General features: G+C 61.6%; 14 protein-coding genes. 2 read left to right on the top strand and 12 right to left on the bottom strand.

Annotated elements, in window-relative coordinates:
* Positions 1-687, top strand: coding sequence for a ceramidase domain-containing protein (locus ACHZCU_RS13655; protein ID WP_319519217.1), 687 nt, complete (start codon positions 1-3; stop codon positions 685-687).
* On the opposite strand, the gene xth is transcribed toward ACHZCU_RS13655, so the two are convergent.
* The 6 genes from xth to tesB all read right to left on the bottom strand — a co-directional run bounded on the left by xth (position 672) and on the right by tesB (position 8,288).
* Positions 672-1,475 carry an exodeoxyribonuclease III gene (gene xth, locus ACHZCU_RS13650; RefSeq protein WP_319519216.1) on the bottom strand — a complete coding sequence of 268 codons (804 nt, stop codon included), beginning with the start codon at positions 1,473-1,475 and terminating at the stop codon, positions 672-674. The two genes, ACHZCU_RS13655 and xth, sit on opposite strands and share 16 nt — an antisense overlap.
* Positions 1,476-1,545: 70 nt before the next feature.
* Positions 1,546-2,280 carry an outer-membrane lipoprotein carrier protein LolA gene (locus ACHZCU_RS13645; protein ID WP_319519215.1) on the bottom strand — a complete coding sequence of 245 codons (735 nt, stop codon included), beginning with the start codon at positions 2,278-2,280 and terminating at the stop codon, positions 1,546-1,548.
* Positions 2,281-2,380: 100 nt separating this feature from the next.
* Positions 2,381-5,116: a DNA translocase FtsK gene (locus ACHZCU_RS13640; protein ID WP_319519214.1), complete on the bottom strand. Its 2,736-nt coding sequence runs from the start codon at positions 5,114-5,116 to the stop codon at positions 2,381-2,383.
* 217 nt (positions 5,117-5,333) lie between these two features.
* Positions 5,334-6,668, bottom strand: a complete 1,335-nt coding sequence (locus ACHZCU_RS13635) for an ammonium transporter (RefSeq protein WP_319519213.1) — start codon at positions 6,666-6,668, stop codon at positions 5,334-5,336.
* 22 nt (positions 6,669-6,690) lie between these two features.
* Positions 6,691-7,041, bottom strand: a complete 351-nt coding sequence (locus ACHZCU_RS13630) for a P-II family nitrogen regulator (protein WP_018064835.1) — start codon at positions 7,039-7,041, stop codon at positions 6,691-6,693.
* A gap of 356 nt (positions 7,042-7,397) precedes the next feature.
* Positions 7,398-8,288, bottom strand: coding sequence for an acyl-CoA thioesterase II (gene tesB, locus ACHZCU_RS13625; RefSeq protein WP_106303571.1), 891 nt, complete (start codon positions 8,286-8,288; stop codon positions 7,398-7,400).
* 123 nt (positions 8,289-8,411) lie between these two features.
* Here tesB and ACHZCU_RS13620 point away from each other — a divergent pair, with 123 nt between their 5' ends.
* Entirely contained in the window at positions 8,412-9,626 is a 1,215-nt protein-coding gene (locus ACHZCU_RS13620) for a ubiquinone biosynthesis hydroxylase (protein ID WP_394706061.1), read from the top strand.
* 63 nt (positions 9,627-9,689) lie between these two features.
* On the opposite strand, the gene ACHZCU_RS13615 is transcribed toward ACHZCU_RS13620, so the two are convergent.
* From ACHZCU_RS13615 to ACHZCU_RS13590, 6 genes are all read right to left on the bottom strand, one after another.
* The gene (locus ACHZCU_RS13615; protein ID WP_319519211.1) at positions 9,690-10,748 is read right to left on the bottom strand and encodes an aldo/keto reductase; all 1,059 of its coding nucleotides are present in this window, start codon (positions 10,746-10,748) and stop codon (positions 9,690-9,692) included.
* A gap of 104 nt (positions 10,749-10,852) precedes the next feature.
* Entirely contained in the window at positions 10,853-12,151 is a 1,299-nt protein-coding gene (locus ACHZCU_RS13610) for an amidohydrolase family protein (protein ID WP_319519210.1), read from the bottom strand.
* 257 nt (positions 12,152-12,408) lie between these two features.
* Complete coding sequence (locus tag ACHZCU_RS13605) at positions 12,409-13,353, bottom strand: ABC transporter permease (RefSeq protein WP_319519209.1); 945 nt, start codon at positions 13,351-13,353, stop codon at positions 12,409-12,411.
* On the bottom strand, positions 13,350-14,399 hold the full coding sequence (locus tag ACHZCU_RS13600; RefSeq protein WP_319519208.1) for an ABC transporter permease: 1,050 nt from the start codon (positions 14,397-14,399) through the stop codon (positions 13,350-13,352). Before ACHZCU_RS13600 ends, ACHZCU_RS13605 begins: the two co-directional genes overlap by 4 nt.
* Entirely contained in the window at positions 14,389-15,906 is a 1,518-nt protein-coding gene (locus ACHZCU_RS13595) for an ABC transporter ATP-binding protein (protein WP_319519207.1), read from the bottom strand. Before ACHZCU_RS13595 ends, ACHZCU_RS13600 begins: the two co-directional genes overlap by 11 nt.
* Positions 15,903-17,306 carry an amidase gene (locus ACHZCU_RS13590; RefSeq protein ID WP_319519206.1) on the bottom strand — a complete coding sequence of 468 codons (1,404 nt, stop codon included), beginning with the start codon at positions 17,304-17,306 and terminating at the stop codon, positions 15,903-15,905. Before ACHZCU_RS13590 ends, ACHZCU_RS13595 begins: the two co-directional genes overlap by 4 nt.
* Positions 17,307-17,312: the final 6 nt, after the last annotated feature.

The following is a 17,312-nucleotide window of genomic DNA, read 5'->3' as shown; positions in this document are numbered from 1 at the left end:
ATGGACAGTTTCGTAGACCTCTATTGCGAACGCACTGCCGCCGGTTTCTGGAACGAGCCGGTCAATGCGCTCACCAATCTTGCTTTCATCATCGCCGCCCTGGTTGCCTGGCCGGCGGCATGGCGCAGGCCGGAACGTTCCGCAATCGAGCTGACCGTGATTGCACTGGTCGCCGCCATCGGCGTCGGTTCCTTTCTATTCCACACGCTGGCAACGCCCCTTTCCGGCGCGGCGGATGTCATTCCGATCTGGCTGTTCTTCTTTGCCTATATCCTGCTGATCTTCATCCGCGTGACAGGCGGCAAGATCTTCGACATCATCGGCTACATGGTCGCCACGCTGTTCGGCTTTGTCGCCGTGGTCTATCTCGTCGGTCTGACGAGCCGCGACGGCGCACCGCTCAACGGGTCCCTGCAATATGCTCCCGCGCTGATCGCCATGGCGCTGGCCGCGGCAATCGCCGCTTTTCGCGGCCATCCGGTGTGGCGCTATTTCGCCGGTGCGACGGCCATCTTCATCATGTCGCTGACATTTCGAAGCCTCGATCAGGCCTCATGCGTGATGACCGGCGGGCTCGGCACGCATTTCCTGTGGCACATCCTGAATGCCACGGTGCTTGGCATTCTGCTGCTGGGTGCGGTCAGGGCGATGCCGCCCGGCGCAGAAAATGGTCAGAGCGCGAAATAGCCGGTTACCGGCACATGATCAGACGGCTTTTCCCAGCCGCGCGCATCGGTGAGGATTTCGAAACGCTTGAACGCCGGAACAAGATCGGCCGAAGACCAGATGTGGTCGAGCCTGCGCCCGCGATTGGCCGCCTTCCAGTCCTTGGCGCGGTAGCTCCACCAAGTATAGAGCTTTTCGTCTGCCGGCGTGACATGGCGCATCAGGTCGGTCCAGCCGCCCGCGGCAATCAGGTCCTTCATGCCTTCGGTTTCCACCGGCGTGTGGCTGACCACCTTCAGCAGTTGCTTGTGCGACCAGACGTCATGTTCCATCGGCGCGATGTTGAGATCGCCCACCAGAATTGAACTGACGCCATCGCCGGCATCCGCCTTCAAGGCCTTCATCTCTTCCATGAAATCAAGCTTGTGGCGGAACTTCGGGTTAACATCGGGATTCGGTTCGTCACCCCCGGCCGGCACATAGAAATTATGCAGACGGATCTTGCGGCCGCCGACATCGATCACGGCGGCAATATGGCGGGTATCGCCCATGGCGCAGTAATCGGTCGAAAACCCCTCACCCAACGGCAGGCGCGAAACGATCGCCACGCCGTGATAGCCCTTCTGTCCATGGACCGCGATGTGCTCGTAGCCAAGCGCGCGCAGCGGCTTGTAGGGGAACTGGTCGTTCAGGCACTTGATTTCCTGAAGACACAGAACGTCCGGCGCATGCTCCTCAAGAAACTGCGAGACGATCGGCAGGCGCAGGCGCACCGAATTGATATTCCAGGTGGTAAGCTTCAGTTCCAAATCCACGCCTTTCCTGCCTTTGCTCAAGCGGCATCAGCAATAGGCGATTCTCAAGCTGACCGGAAGGCCGTCAGTCGCTGCTGCCGGGGCTGGCCATGATCTGGTCGTAGGGAATGCGGAAAACGGAACGGCCGAATTTCACGCCGGTGCGGACATTGGACAGGATCACGGTGGTATCCTTGCCCTGGGCATCTGTAATCGTCCACTGGCGCAGCTCGAACGTGTTGGAATCGAACATCAGCGTGATCACCTGATCGCCGAACACCGACTTGTCGCCAAGCACGATGACGGTCAGTCCGCTCTGCTGGCGCACATCGCGCACCATGCGGTTTTGCAGATCGATCCGGTCCGCCAGCAGCAGGCTGAGCGGCGTGCGCGACAGCGGATAGAAATTCCAGGTATCGAGGTCGCCATTGCCGACGGCGACATTGCGGCTATCCGCGATCACCTTCAGCGTCGATGGCGCGTCGTAATCGAAGCGCAGCTTGCCTGGCCGTTCGAGGTAGAATTTACCCCCGGTCTGATCGCCGCGCGGGCCGAACTGCATGAACTCGCCGGTCATCGATTTTACCGAGGAAAAATGATTGGCGATCTTCTGGGCAACGTCGGACGGGGCCGCGGCAACCTGCGCCACCTGCTGCGCACCATCCCTTTTGGTCGGCAGCGGCACATCGCCGGATGACGGCGCGGTCTGCGCCAGCGCGGCCCCTGTCATCAACAGCGCCGTCCCTGCGGCAATCCCGCCCAGAAAAAGCCGGCGCGACCGGTTGGTGCGAAGGGTCGTGGTCACGTTGCGGTCATTCATGTGTCAACATCCTGAAACTCTGATAGAGGCTCCCTGCCCGGCCAAGACGGCTTTTTCTGGGCAGGTCCGCCGGAATGTGCGTGCAGACAAAGATGGGGCGTCAATTGCTCCCTTCAATGATATCGCGCTCCGTGGGCACCAGAATTTCGCGTTTTCCTGCATGGTTCGCCGGACCGATAACGCCTTCGTCCTCCATCCGCTCGATCAGGCTGGCCGCGCGGTTATAGCCGATGCCGAGCCGGCGCTGGACGTATGACGTCGAGGCCTTGCCGTCGCGCAGCACAATCGCCACGGCCTGATCATAAGGGTCATCCGACTTGGACAGATTGGAGGTGCTGCCGCCGTCGGAATCGACCATATCCTCATCATCATCCGCCGTGATCGCGTCGAGATAATCGGGCGTGCCCTGGGTCTTCAGATAGGCGACGATTTCCTCGACTTCCGGGTCGGAAACGAATGGTCCGTGAACGCGCTGAATACGTCCGCCGCCGGCCATATGCAGCATGTCGCCCTGACCGAGAAGCTGTTCCGCACCCTGCTCGCCCAGAATGGTGCGGCTGTCGATCTTGGACGTCACCTGGAAGGAAATGCGGGTCGGGAAGTTCGCCTTGATCGTGCCGGTGATAACGTCGACCGAAGGACGCTGGGTCGCCATGATCACATGAATGCCGGCAGCACGCGCCATCTGCGCCAGACGCTGGACGGCGCCTTCGATATCCTTGCCGGCCACCATCATCAGGTCGGCCATCTCGTCGATGATCACAACGATATAGGGCATCGGCTCCAGATTGAATTCTTCCGTCTCGTAGATCGCCTCGCCGGTTTCGCGGTCAAAGCCGGTCTGCACGGTGCGCGACAGGGTCTCGCCCTTTTCCGCCGCCTGACGCACGCGGCTGTTGAAGCCGTCAATATTGCGCACGCCGAGCTTGGCCATGTTCTTGTAGCGCTCTTCCATCTCGCGCACGGTCCATTTCAGCGCGACGACCGCCTTTTTCGGGTCGGTCACCACCGGCGACAGGAGATGCGGGATACCGTCATAAACGGAAAGTTCGAGCATTTTCGGGTCGATCATGATCAGCCGGCACTGTTCCGGCGAAAGCCTGTAAAGCAGCGACAGGATCATGGTGTTGACGGCAACCGACTTACCGGAGCCGGTGGTGCCAGCAATCAGCAGATGCGGCATCTTGGCAAGATCGACGGTCACGCTTTCGCCGCCGATGGTCTTGCCGAGCGCCATGGCAAGCTTGGCCTTGGAGTTCTGGAAATCCTGGCTGGCGACGATCTCGCGCAGGAACACGGTTTCGCGGTGCGGGTTCGGCAGTTCGATGCCGATGGCATTGCGGCCGGGAATGACGGCGACACGCGCCGAGATCGCGGCCATGGACCGGGCGATATCGTCGGCAAGGCCGATGACGCGCGAAGATTTGATGCCGGGGGCCGGCTCCAGCTCGTAAAGCGTGACCACAGGGCCGGGCCGGACATGGATGATCTCGCCCTTGACGCCGAAATCCGCGAGCACCTTTTCCAGCGTGCGGGCATTGTCTTCCAGCACGTCCTTGGACAGCGCCTTGTCGCGCGAAAGCCCCTTGGGTTCGGCCAGAAGCGCATGCGAGGGAAGCTCGAAATGACCGGAATGCGGCTGTGCGTCGCGCATGGGGCGGCGCACCGTCTCGACACTGGCCGGGCGCGGCGGCGGCGCGGGCGCGGCCACAACGGGCGCGCGCGGCTGTTCGCGCGACATCGTGGTGCGATTGGCCGCGGGGCTGTCCACCGCCCCGGCGCCGTTCTGCCGGCCTGCGGGCATATCGAAGTCGGCGCTCAGGACACCGTCCGGCAGATCGTCATAGTCGTCGTCTTCATCGTATCCCGGATCGAAGCCGCTATTGCGGTCGTCATAATCGAAAGGCGGCGGATCGACGGGGGCATAACCTTCTTCACGCCAGGTTTCCGGGTCGACAAGGCTCGGTTCACCGCGCCGCAGATAGGCCGGACCGGTTTGAGCACCATCGTCATCGAGCCGCTCGAAATTGTCCTCGTTGAAATCATAAGGCTCATCGAACATGTCGTCGTCTTCCTTGTCCTTTCGGGCAAACAGACGATTCAGACGGGCGCGGGTGATGTACCAGGAATGGGCCAGATGGCCGAGCAGCGGCGCAAATGAAAAGAAGCCGTCGCGCTCTTCGGAAAGATCGGCGACCGACGGAGCGCCGGGGTCATGATCGAACTCGCGGGCAGCGGGCTTTTCCACAATCACCGGCGGCTGGCGAACGATCAGGCCGGCGGCATAAAGCTGCAGGAACAAGGCAGGCACCACGAAGATGGCGCCGACGATCAGCGCGGACATGCCGGAGGGATAATGGCCGATGAAAAGTGCGGGAAACCGCAAGATCAGATCGCCGGAAACACCGCCGAGGCCATTCGGCAACGGCCAGGTCGGCGGCGCGGGAAAGCAGCCGAGCACGGCCGCGGTCACAAGAGCGGCGCCGACCCAGGCAAAGAAGCGCGACGGCTTGCGATAGATCCGGCGGCCCGCCATCAGCGCCAGCGACCACGACAGCACCGGCAGCAGCGCGAACACGCTTGCCAGCCCGAAGGACTGCATCGTGATATCGGCAAAATTGGCGCCGGCATATCCGAGAATATTGGTGGGCAGCCGACCGGTTGCATGCGAGCCGCTCGGGTCGTCGACATTCCACGTCGCCATTGCAGCGATTGCCAGGCACAGGGCAACGAACAGCGCAAAGCCGAAAAGGGCTGCAACATAGCGCCGCACAAATCCGGTAAAGGAAAATTCTCCGCTGCTCTTTTCCCCGTATCGCTCTGCTCGTGCCGCCATGTCCATCCGTTCCTGAAACTGAGTTCTGATTCGGTTCTGCCCTTGTCCCGGCGCAACAGGCACCGGGACAAGGGGCATCGCCGGCAAGGCTAGCAGCCATGGGTTAAAGCCTCTTTAACCATCGAAAACAGCACCGCTTCGGCGCAATAAAAAACCCGGGCCACAAGGCCCGGGTTCGTGCGGTCCGCATGACGCGGACCGTATGGGATCAGCGGAACTACATGAATTCCGGATAGGCTTCGACGCCCACTTCCGACTTGTCGAGACCGTCGGCTTCCTCTTCCGGCGAAACCCGGATGCCCATGATGGCCTTGAGAATGAACCAGACGATCAGCGATGCGATGAAGGTGAAGGCACCGATCGCGACGATACCGACGATCTGCGTACCAAAGCTCGTACCGTCATTGGTAAGCGGAACGATAAAGGTACCCCAGATACCGGCCAGCAGGTGAACCGGGATCGCACCGACAACGTCGTCGATCTTCAGCTTGTCAAGCAGCGGGACGAAGACGACGACGATGACGCCACCGATACCGCCGATGAACAGCGCAGCAGGAACGGACGGCGTCAGCGGCTCGGCCGTGATCGAGACCAGACCGGCCAGAGCACCGTTGAGGACCATGGTGACGTCGACCTTCTTGTAGACGATCTGCAGCAGGATCATCGCAACAACGGCACCGGCGGCAGCGGCCAGGTTGGTGTTGACGAAGATCTTGGAAACATCACCGGCATCCGCAATCGTACCAAGTGCGAGCTGCGAACCGCCGTTGAAGCCGAACCAGCCGAGCCACAGGATGAAGGTACCCAGAACAGCCAACGGGATGTTGGAACCCGGCATCGGGTTAACCGTGCCATCCGGCGAATACTTGCCCGAACGCGCACCCAGAACCAGGGCGCCGGCAAGAGCGGCCCAGCCGCCGACCGAGTGAACCAGCGTCGAACCGGCGAAGTCGGAGAAGCCCATTTCCGCGAGCCAGCCGCCGCCCCACTGCCAGGAACCCGTGATCGGATAGAGAATACCCGTCAGGATGACAGTGAAGATGATGAACGGCCAGAACTTGATGCGCTCGGCAACCGTACCCGAAACGATCGAGGCGGTGGTGGCGCAGAATACCATCTGGAAGAACCAGTCGGAGGCGACCGAATAGCCGGCAGCGCCGTCATCCATGCCGGGGCCCGGGAAGACGTAGGGGCCGAAGGAGCCCATGAAACCGCCGTCAACGCCGGTATACATCAGGTTGTAGCCGGTGAACCAGAACATGATACCGCCGACCGAATAAAGGGCGATATTCTTGAGGCCCTGCATGGAGGCGTTCTTCTTGCGCACCAGGCCCATTTCGAGCATGGCGAAGCCTGCCGCCATCCACATGACCAGGAAGCCGCCGATGAGGAACAGCAGCGTGTTGAAGATCACGGCCGTATCAGCGGCGGGGCCGGTAGAAGCCACTTCAACCACGGCTTCTGCTGCCTCTTCCTGTGCCAACGCAGGAAAGGCGACGCTCGCTGCAGCAAGGGCAGCAAAACCCGCAATATATTTGAGTTTGGAAGACATAGACTGATTACCCCCTGCTGACTTACAGCGCTTCGGAATCTGTTTCGCCGGTGCGGATGCGCACGGCCTGTTCGATGGAATAGACAAAGATCTTGCCGTCACCGATCTGGCCGGTCTTCGCGGAGGAGGCGATTGCCTCGACAGCCTTCTCAACCACATCGGCGGCGACCGCGACTTCGATCTTCAGCTTGGGAAGAAAGCTGACGGCATATTCCGTGCCGCGATAAATCTCGGTGTGCCCCTTCTGCCGACCGTAACCCTTCACTTCGGTGACGGTCAGGCCCTGAATGCCGACAGCGGTGAGGGCTTCGCGCACCTCATCCAGCTTGAACGGCTTTATGATGGCCATCACAATTTTCATCTGGTTTCCCATCCTTTGTTTACCCTCGGCTTCCTGAGAACCCGAATCTCCTTACCGCCTGGACAGGCGAATCCGTCAGCGGCCTATCCTACACATACAAAGTCCGTGCCAGATTCGAAGTTTCCGTATAAATCATTGATTTTTATGATATTTTTATAGCGGCACTGTCATCATGACAAAACAGCGGCAAAGTTGGGGCGCGCCGATGCGCAAATTGCAGCAAATGCCTAAATTTTACGCACATGCCACAATGCGTCGCCAAGGTTCATGATAATCGTCATTTCAAAGCGTCTTCTGACAACCGTCAAAACCGGCCTGCCCAGACCCCTCAGGCCCGCGGCTCATACAGACAGACGTCGACCACCGCATTACTCGTAAAACGGGCGGACATTCTCGTTGATCCGGATCAGGCCTTCCTGCGCCACCGAGGCGACCAACGTGCCGTCACGGGTGAAGATCTTGCCATAGGCAAGCCCCCGCGCACTGCCCGCAGAAGGGCTCTCATGCACGTAGAGAAGCCAGTCGGCGATATCGAAGGGCCGGTGAAACCAGACGGCATGGTCAAGGCTTGCTGCCTGAATACCGTCGGAAAACACCGAGCGTTCATGCGGATAGAGGGTCGTGTCCAGAAGCGTCATATCGGACATGTAGGACAGAAATGCCGTCTGGTAGTCCCTGCCCTTCGGCGGCACGCCATTGCCCCTGATCCAGATGCACTGGCGTGTGGATTTCTTGTTGCGCCACAGGAACTCGTCCAGATCGACGGGCCTGAGTTCGATCGGGCGCTCCCGCTTCCAGTAATTGCGGATCGGCGCCGGAGCGTTCTCCCTGTCATTCATGATGTCGCTTGCAACCAGCGCTTCCGGCGGCGGCACATCCGGCATTGCCTGCTGGTGGTCAAATCCGTCCTCTTCGATCTGGAAGGACGCCGTCATGATGAAGATCGGCTCGCCGTGCTGGATCGCCCGCACACTGCGGGTGGAAAAGCTGCCGCCGTCGCGCAACCGTTCCACCTGAAAAATGATCGGCACCTGTGTGTCGCCCGGCCGCATGAAATAGCCATGGAGCGAATGCACGAACCGGCCTTCCGATACCGTGCGCTGGGCAGCGACCAGCGACTGCGCCACCACCTGCCCGCCGAAAACGCGCTGCCATGTCGTGACCGGGCTTTGCCCCCGGTAAAGATTTTCTTCCAGCCGCTCGAGATCGAGCAGTTCGGCAAGCACGCTGTCGCTTTGGGCGTTATTGGCCTGTGACATCAAAAACAGTTCCCTATATATCGCTTTAAGTATTTGAATGCCGTATAGCAGCTTCGCAGGAGCTGATCGATAGATCAGCGAATGCAAACGGTGAATGCCGGCAAAACCCGAAGGGAGCGCGAAATGAAAGACATCATCATCGTCGGCGGTGGCTATGTCGGTCTCTCCGTTGCCGTTGCCACCAAGATGGCAGCGCCGCATCTCGATATCGAGTTGATGGAAGCCGCCCCCGAGCATGTGTGGCAGAAGGACGAGCGGGCCTCGGCCATCATCTCCGCTGCCATCAACATGCTGAAGACGCTGGAACTGTGGGACGACATCAAGGACGACGCCCAGCCGATCAACGACATGATCGTCACCGATTCGAAAACGGGCGAGCCGGTGAAGCCGGTGTTCCTGACCTTTGCCGACCGCGCCTCGGCGGACGAGCCCTTCGCCTACATGATCCCGAATGTTTCCATGGTGCGGGCGCTTCGCGAAAAGGCCGGCGAACTCGGCATCACCATCCGCCACGGCGCTGCCGTGACCGCTTTTGAAAACACCGGCGGCCATGCAAAAATCACGCTTGCCGGCGGTGAGGAAATCCCCACGCGGCTGGTGGTTGCCTGCGACGGCGTGCGCTCGCGCCTGCGCGACATGGCCGGCATCAAGACGGTGAAATTCGATTACGGCCAGTCCGGCATCGTCACGACCGTTGCCCATGAGCGCCCGCATAATGGTCGCGCGGAAGAGCATTTCCTGCCCGCCGGCCCCTTCGCAATCCTGCCGTTGACGGGCAACCGCTCGTCGCTGGTTTGGACCGAGCGCACCGACGATGCGAAACGCCTTGTCGAAAGCGACGACATGGTGTTCGAAGTCGAACTGGAGCGCCGGTTTGGTCATCATCTCGGCAAGCTCAGCCTTGCCGGCAGCAGGCGGGCCTTTCCGCTCGGGCTTACGCTGTCACGGTCTTTCATCGCGCCGCGTCTGGCGCTGGCCGGTGATGCCGCCCACGGCATCCACCCGATTTCCGGCCAGGGCCTCAATCTCGGCTTCAAGGACGTCGCAGCCCTTGCACAGACCATCGTCGAGGCCGACCGCATGGGCCTCGATATCGGCGCGGTCGACACGCTGGAGCGCTACCAGAGCTGGCGCCGCTTCGACACCGTGCGCATGGGCATGACGACGGACATCCTCAACCGGATGTTTTCCAACGATATCGGCCCCTTGCGCATGGCCCGCGATTTCGGCCTCGGTGTTGTCGACCGCATGCCCGGCCTGAAACGCTTCTTCATCGAAGAGGCGGCCGGCCGCACCATGCACGACAAGCCGAAACTTCTTGCCGGCGAACAGCTCTGACGGCATTCGGACGCTCCCGAAGCATTGTTGCCGCGGGAGCGTTCACCAACGGTTTTCGGCCGTTCAGTCCTCCAGAAAAGGTGCGATCAGTGCCAGATCGGCCTTCGACAGGCGGTCCGAGGCGGTCCAGGCCTGATGCCAATAGGGATAGATGAGCGGCGGCCGGCTGACGGCTTCAAGCCGGGCAAACTCTTCCTCAGTCAACGTCAGTTCGGCAGCACCGAGATTATCGGCAAGCTGCGTATCGGTGCGCGCACCGATGACCAGTGAGGCAATGCCCGGACGCGCCAGAAGCCAGGCTAGCGCCACCTGCGCCGGTGTCGCGTCTTTGGCCGAGGCGATATCGACCAGCACGTCGACAATGTCATAAAGCGCCTCGATATCGCTGACCGGCGGTTCCTTCCATTCGGCCGCGCGGCGCGTGCCTTCGGGTTCCGGCTGGTCGCGCCGGTATTTGCCCGACAGCAGCCCGCCGGCAAGCGGCGACCACACGACAACGCCGACCTCCTGATCAAGCGCGATCGGCAGAAGCTCGTATTCGGCTTCACGCGCCTGAAGCGTATAGTGAATCTGCTGCGCCACGGGGCGCACCAGCCCTTCCCGTTCGGCAATACCCAGCGTTTTCATCAGGTGCCAGCCGGAGAAATTGGAAACCCCGACATACCGGACCTTGCCGGCGCGCACGAGATCGTCCACCGCCGCAAGCGTTTCTTCCAGCGGTGTCTGGCCATCCCATTCATGCAGCCAGTACATGTCGAGATAATCGGTCTTCAGCCGCTTGAGGCTGGCCTCGCAGGCACGGATGAGATGATGCCGCGACAGACCCCGATCGTTCGGCCCCTGTTCAAACGCGGGGAACCGCGCCTTGGTGGCCAGCAGCAGCCGGTCGCGCTTGTCGGCAATCGCCTCGCCGACGATTTCTTCCGACACACCGGCGGAATAGACATCGGCGGTGTCGATCATGTTGACCCCGGCATCGATGCACATATCAATCTGGCGTCTTGCGCCTTGCAGATCGGTACTGCCGGTCTTGGAGAAGCCATCCTTGCCGCCAAACGTCATGGTGCCAAGCGTGAGTGCCGAAACTTTCAGGCCCGAACGGCCGAGTGAACGATACTGCATGTGCTTATCCTTTCCGGTTATGTGAATTGCCTGTTCTTACCTGACATAGGTAAGGGATGCGGAACATCGATGACAGAACGTTCCGGGACAAAATTTTGTTCACATTATCCCAAAGCCGGACGACCTGTCGGGTTGATACCGTAATCGAGCGTTTCCACGCGGCCCGGCAGCGAGAGCGCGGCGATCTTCGGCGCCGTCTTCGCGATGACCTTGCCCGCGCGCAGCACCGCAAGCCGGGTCGGCTTCAGCCGCAGGGCCTCCACCACATCCTCGGCCTGCAAGATAACGAGATTGGCCGGGTTGCCGGCCTCAAGGCCATAGCCTTCCAGACCGAGCGCCTTTGCCGAATTCACGGTGATGCAGTCATAGAGCGCCTTCTTGTCCTCCACGCCGGACATCTGCGCCACGTGAACGGCCATATGGGCGACTTCCAGCATGTCGCCGGAGCCCATGGAATACCACGGGTCCATCACGCAGTCGTGGCCGAAGGCAACGTTGATGCCGGCGGCCAGCAGTTCGCGCACCCGCGTCAGGCCGCGCCGTTTCGGGAAGGTGTCGTGGCGACCCTGCAGCATGATGTTGATCAGCGGATTGGGAATGGCATTGATCTCGGCCTCCGCCATCAGCGGGATCAGCTTGGAGACATAGTAATTGTCCATCGAATGCATCGAGGTCAGGTGTGAGCCGGCAACCCGCCCCTGAAGGCCGAAGCGCACGGTCTCGGCGGCCAGCGTCTCGATATGACGCGACATCGGGTCGTCGGTCTCGTCGCAATGCATGTCGACCGGCAGGCCGCGTTCGGCGGCGATGCGGCAAAGCGCCTCCACCGACTTCGTGCCATCGGCCATGGTTCGTTCGAAATGCGGAATGCCGCCAACGACATCGACGCCCATATCCAGCGCCCGTTCCAGCGATTTGACGCCGTCTTCAGCGCGATAATAACCATCCTGCGGGAAGGCGACGAGCTGCAGGTCGATATAAGGCGCAACGCGCTCCTTCACCTCCAGCATCGCCTCGACGGTGACAAGCTTCGGGTCGGAAGTATCGACATGGGAACGGATGTGCAGCAGGCCCTGGCTGACGGCAAGGTCGCAATAGGCAAGGGCGCGCTCGACCAGCGCGTCCTTCGTCAGCGTCGGCCGCAACTCACCCCAAAGCGCAATGCCTTCCAGCAGCGTGCCGGAGGTATTCATGCGCGGCAGACCGAGCGAAAGCGTCGCATCCATGTGGAAATGCGGATCAACAAAGGGCGGCGACACCAGCCGGTTGGTCGCATCGATGACCTCGCCGGCCTCTGCCGCGAGGGTCTTCTCGATCGCCGTGATCCTGCCGCCAGCGATACCGATATCGATGCCCCTGCGGCCGTCGGGAAGGTTGGCGTTTTTGATGATGAGGTCGAACATGGTCTTGGCCTTTGAGTATTGCGGACGACGACGCTTTCACGGCCTCGCCATTTTTTCTTCCGTCATCCTCGGGCTTGACCCGAGGATCTAAGCACATATCAACACGACTGGCGTTTCGGATGGCAGGGAAACCGCCCCGTAACCACAGCCCTCGCTCGCGCATCAGCGTGATTGGATCCTCGGGTCAAGCCCGAGGATGACGCCGGTGGGGCTGCAAGGCTCCTGTCAAACTGCGTCCTCCTCGGACAATCGCCCTCTCACCTCTCGCCCCTTCGATACGGCTGCATCAGCGCCTGCGGCACCCGTGCCCGCCGCGCCATCACCGCCAGTGCGGCAATCGACAGAATATACGGGATCATCAGGAAAATCTGATAGGGCACGGCGCCATCAAGCGCGGTTTGCAGGCGCAGCTGAAAACCGTCGAAAAAGGCAAACAGCAGTGCCCCGAACAGCGCCCGCTCCGGCCGCCACGAAGCAAACACCACAAGCGCGATGCAGATCCAGCCGCGCCCCTGCACCATGGTCGGGAAGAAGGAGTTGAAGGCCGAAAGCGTGAGAAACGCGCCGCCGACGCCCATCAGGGCGCTTCCGGCGATCACGGCACCATAGCGCATCACCATCGGGTTGACGCCCTGCGCTTCGGCCGCATGCGGGTTTTCACCGGCCATGCGGATGGCAAGGCCGAGCGGCGTTTTCGCCAGCACATAGGCCAGCACCAGCGCCAGAACGATGGCGAGATAGGTCGGCGCGGTCTGGGTGAAAAAGGCGGGGCCGATGAAGGGCAGATCGGAAAGACCCGGAATATTGATCGGCTGGAACGGCTCGACCGTGGGCGGGCTACCTGAAACCGGCACCATCAGCCGGAACACATAATAGGCAAAGCTTGAGGCAAACAGGGTGACACCGAGGCCCGAGACGTGCTGAGACAGGCCAAGCGTGACGGTGAGCAGCGCATGCAGCGCGCCGAACACCGCGCCACCGAGGGCGGCGACCAGCAATCCGGTCCACAGGTCCGCACCGTTGAAGACGGCCAGCCAGCCGACCATCGCACCGAAAGTCATGATGCCCTCGATGCCGAGGTTCAAAACGCCGGAACGCTCCGACAACAGCGCGCCGAGCGTGCCGAGGATCAACGGCGTGGCGATGCGCAGAACCGCGGCCCAGAGACCGGCAGAGGCCAGAATATCGACAATCGTGTTCATCGGCGTATCCTGTACTGCGTGAAGAAGACGGCGACCAGCATGGAGATCAGCGACAGCGCCACGGTGACGTCGGCGATATAGGTCGGGATGCCGAGCGATCGGCTCATGCCATCCGCACCGACGAACATGACGGCGGTGAAGAGCGCCGCCAGCACCACCCCGATGGGATGAAGATTGGCGAGCATGGCCACCACGATGCCGGAATAGCCATAGCCGGGCGAAAGGTCGGTGGTGACATAGCCCTTCACGCCCAGCACCTCGATACTGCCGGCAAGGCCCGCAAGCCCGCCCGACAGCATGGCGACCAGAACCAGCGTGCGCCCGAGCGGCACGCCGGCAAAGACCGCGCCCTTGGGGTTCAATCCGGCCGCGCGCGAGCGCATGCCGAATGTGGTGCGCGACTGAATGAAATGGACAATGAAGGCGAAGGACACGGCAATCAGAAGGCCGATATGCAGCCGCGAGCGATCGATGAGCTTCGGCAGGCGCGCGGCGCGTTCCACCGCTTCCGACTGCGGCCAGCCGAAGGCCAGCGGGTCTTTCAGCACCGTATCGATCAGCATCGAAACGAACAGGATGGCGATGAAGTTCAACAACAGCGTGGTCACCACTTCATCGACGGAAAACTTCAGCCGAAGCCAGAGCGGCAGAAGCAGCAGGATCATCCCCGCCACCGCACCGGCCGCCAGCAAGATCGGGATCTGGATCACCGGCGCCATGCCCTCGGTGATGCGGGCGCCGACGGCGGCGGTGGCAATCGCGCCCAGATAAAACTGGCCCTCCGCACCGATATTCCAGAGCCGTGCGCGAAAGGCGACGGCTGCGGCCAGACCGGTGAGGATCAGCGGTGTTGCCCGCGTCAGCGTTTCGGTGATGGAAAGCTTCGAGCCGAACGCGCCGACCAGGATTTTCCAGTAGGCTTCCAGAACCGGGGCACCTGCCAGCGCAATCAATATGCCGGCAATACCGAGAGCGGCAGCAACCGCTATCAGCGGCGTGGCAATGACAAGGGCCGTGGGCCGGTGTTCGCGCCGTTCAAACCGCATCGGCATTCTCCGTCCATTCACCGGCCATCATCAGGCCGAGCTTTTGTGCATTGGCGTCTTCCGCAGCCACCGGCGGGGAAAGCCTGCCGCCGACAATCGCCTGTATCCGGTCGGCCAGCGCCATCACCTCGTCGAGGTCTTCCGAAATCAGCAGCACCGCCGTTCCTGCCCGTCTTGCCGCCAGAATGCGCTCATGCACAGCGGCAACGGCCCCTTCATCCAGCCCGCGCGCAGGCTGGGCGGCGAGCAGGATTTTCGGGTTTTCAATCAGGTTTCGGCCGAGAATGAGCTTTTGCATATTGCCGCCGGACAACAGCCGGGTGCGGCTTGCCGGTGTGCCGCCGCGCACATCAAAACTCTCGATAATGTCGCCCGCGAAGGCGATAGCGCCCTTTCGGTCGACAAAGCCATTCCTGGAAAAATCACCGATGCGTTCCAGAACCGCATTTTCCCAGATGGCCATTTCGCCGATGGCGCCTTCGCCGTTGCGGTCTTCGGGAACGCGGCCAATGCCAAGCGCGATGGCCTCAGTCACCGAAAGATCGCCGACACCCTTGCCGAAGAGAACGAGATCGCCGGCAGAGCGCTTCGCCGTGCCGCTCAAAAGCCCGGCCAGAACCGACTGGCCATTACCGGACACGCCGATAATACCGAGCACCTCGCCCGCATGAAGGGAGAAATCCACCTGTTTCAGCCGGTCGACACCATCGATGCGCACAGTCACGCCGACGGCTTCCAGCACCACCGGACCGGGCGTTGCCGCCTCGCGCACGGGGCGTTCCACCTTGCGGCCAACCATGAGTTCGGCCAGTTCCGCCTTGCTGGTGTCCGCCGCCCTGCGTTCGGCCACCTGCCGCCCGCCGCGCAGAACCACAACCCGGTCGGCGGTCGCCATCACCTCATCCAGCTTGTGGGAAATGAAGATCAGCGACAGGCCCTGCGCTGCCATTTCCTTCAGCGTCGAAAACAGTTTTTCGGCTTCCGGCCCGGTCAGCACCGCCGTCGGCTCGTCGAGCACCAGAATGCGGGCGTCATTATAAAGGGCTTTCAGAATTTCGACGCGCTGCTGCTCGCCGACGGACAGGTCGCCGACGCGCGCTTCCGGGTCGACAGCAAGGCCGAAGCGTTCGGAAATATCCGCAAGCTTCTGCCGTCCGGTCTTTCGGTCGGAGCCGAGTTTCCAAAGACTTTCCGTGCCGGTCATGACGTTTTCAAGCACGGTGAGATTGGGGGCCAGCGAGAAATGCTGGTGCACCATGCCGACACCGGCGCGAATGGCCGCACGCGGCTTTCCCGGCGGCAGCGGCGCGCCCATGACCGAGACGGACCCCGTATCCGGCACATAATGACCGAAGAGAATGCTCATCAGCGTCGTCTTGCCGGCGCCGTTTTCCCCCAGCAGCGCAACGATTTCGCCCTTGTCGAGGGTCAGCGAGATATCGTCATTGGCAAGCGTGTCGCCGAAGCGTTTGCTGACACCGGCAATTTCCAGCACTCTCTCACTCATGCGCCTAATCCTGCGATTTCAAAGGGATGCGACCAGCGTTCTTCCCGTTCGAGTGTGTCGGCAAGCGCCAGAAGCGTTGCTTCCGCCCCCATCGGCGCAAAAATCTGCACCGGCAGCGGAAGCCTGCGCGAATCCGCACCAAACGGCAGTGTTATTGCCGGAAAGCCGGAGAGGTTGGCAAGGGCTGCAAGCGGGGCAAAGGCGCGCATCCGCTCAAAATGCGCATCGATATCGCTGTGATCTGTCAAAAACGCGCCAAGCGGCTTTGGCGCAGTGGTCAACATCGGCGCAACCAGGGCATCGACACGGTCAAACACCTGCCGGAAATCGCGGGCGATGAAGGCGATATCGTTGACAAGCGACCAGACGTCCGCGCCGCTCATCTTGCGCCCGCGCGCGATAACGGCCTGCGTCATTTTTTCGGTTTTCGTTGTGTCGAGTGCAAACCGGTCGGCGGTTTCAGCCAGGTTGATCGCGGCAATTCCGGCAAAAGCATCAGCCGCTGCGCGCGCCGGTTTTTCGATATCGCGCCAGCGCAACGGACAGATCGTGTGTCCGCGCGTTTCCAGCGCCTTCGCCGCTTCTTCCAGTGCAACAAGCCGTTGCGGATCGGCTGGCGCATCATCGCCGGCCTCAGCGAGAAGGCCAATTCTCAGCCCTGCCGTTTCCGGCGCGGCAAAGGCCGGCGACGGAAACGGGCCGCGCGCATTGCCGGAAACCGCGGTGAAAATCGCAGAAGCATCCCGCACGGAGCGGCAGACAGCCAGTTCCGTGGCGATACCGCCGAGATAATTGCCATAGCCCGGACCTGCGGCCATTGCCCCGCGCGATGGCTTCAGCCCGACAAGGCCGCAGCAGGCTGCAGGAACGCGAATGGAACCGCCCGCATCCGTGGCATGCGCGATGGCGACAATGCCTGCAGCAACGGCAGCAGCCGCGCCGCCGGAAGAACCGCCGGGCGAAAGCGATGGTTCGAGCGGATTGCGGCAGATTGGGCCTTTTTCGGGTTCGCAGCCGAGCGACAGGCCGAATTCGGGACTGGTCGTTAGCCCGAAAAGGCAAAAACCGGCATCGCGAAACCGCGCCGCAAGGTCGCTGTCGGCCTCGCCGTCCGCCCCCTCCAGCGCGTTAGAGCCCGCATGAACGGGAAAGCCCGCAAACGGCCCGCCAAGATCCTTGGCCAGCGTGGGAACCCCACCGAAAGGCATTTCCGCCTTTTCAGCGGCAGAACACGCATCGAACCGGTCGGCGGCAGCACGCCCCTTTTCGGCATCAACGCGGATAACCGCCCCCAACTCTGCCCATGATGCAGAAGCGGCAAGCGATGTCTCCATCGCCTGCCGCGCCGTCATCTCACCTTTGCCGAGTGCAACGGCAAGCGTTGTCGCATCGGCCTGCATGGCGAT

Source organism: uncultured Martelella sp. (genome assembly GCF_963677965.2).
GTDB lineage: Bacteria > Pseudomonadota > Alphaproteobacteria > Rhizobiales > Rhizobiaceae > Martelella > Martelella mangrovi.
The sequence above is the reverse complement of the archived record's forward strand: the minus strand, read 5'-3'. Positions and strand labels throughout refer to the sequence as shown.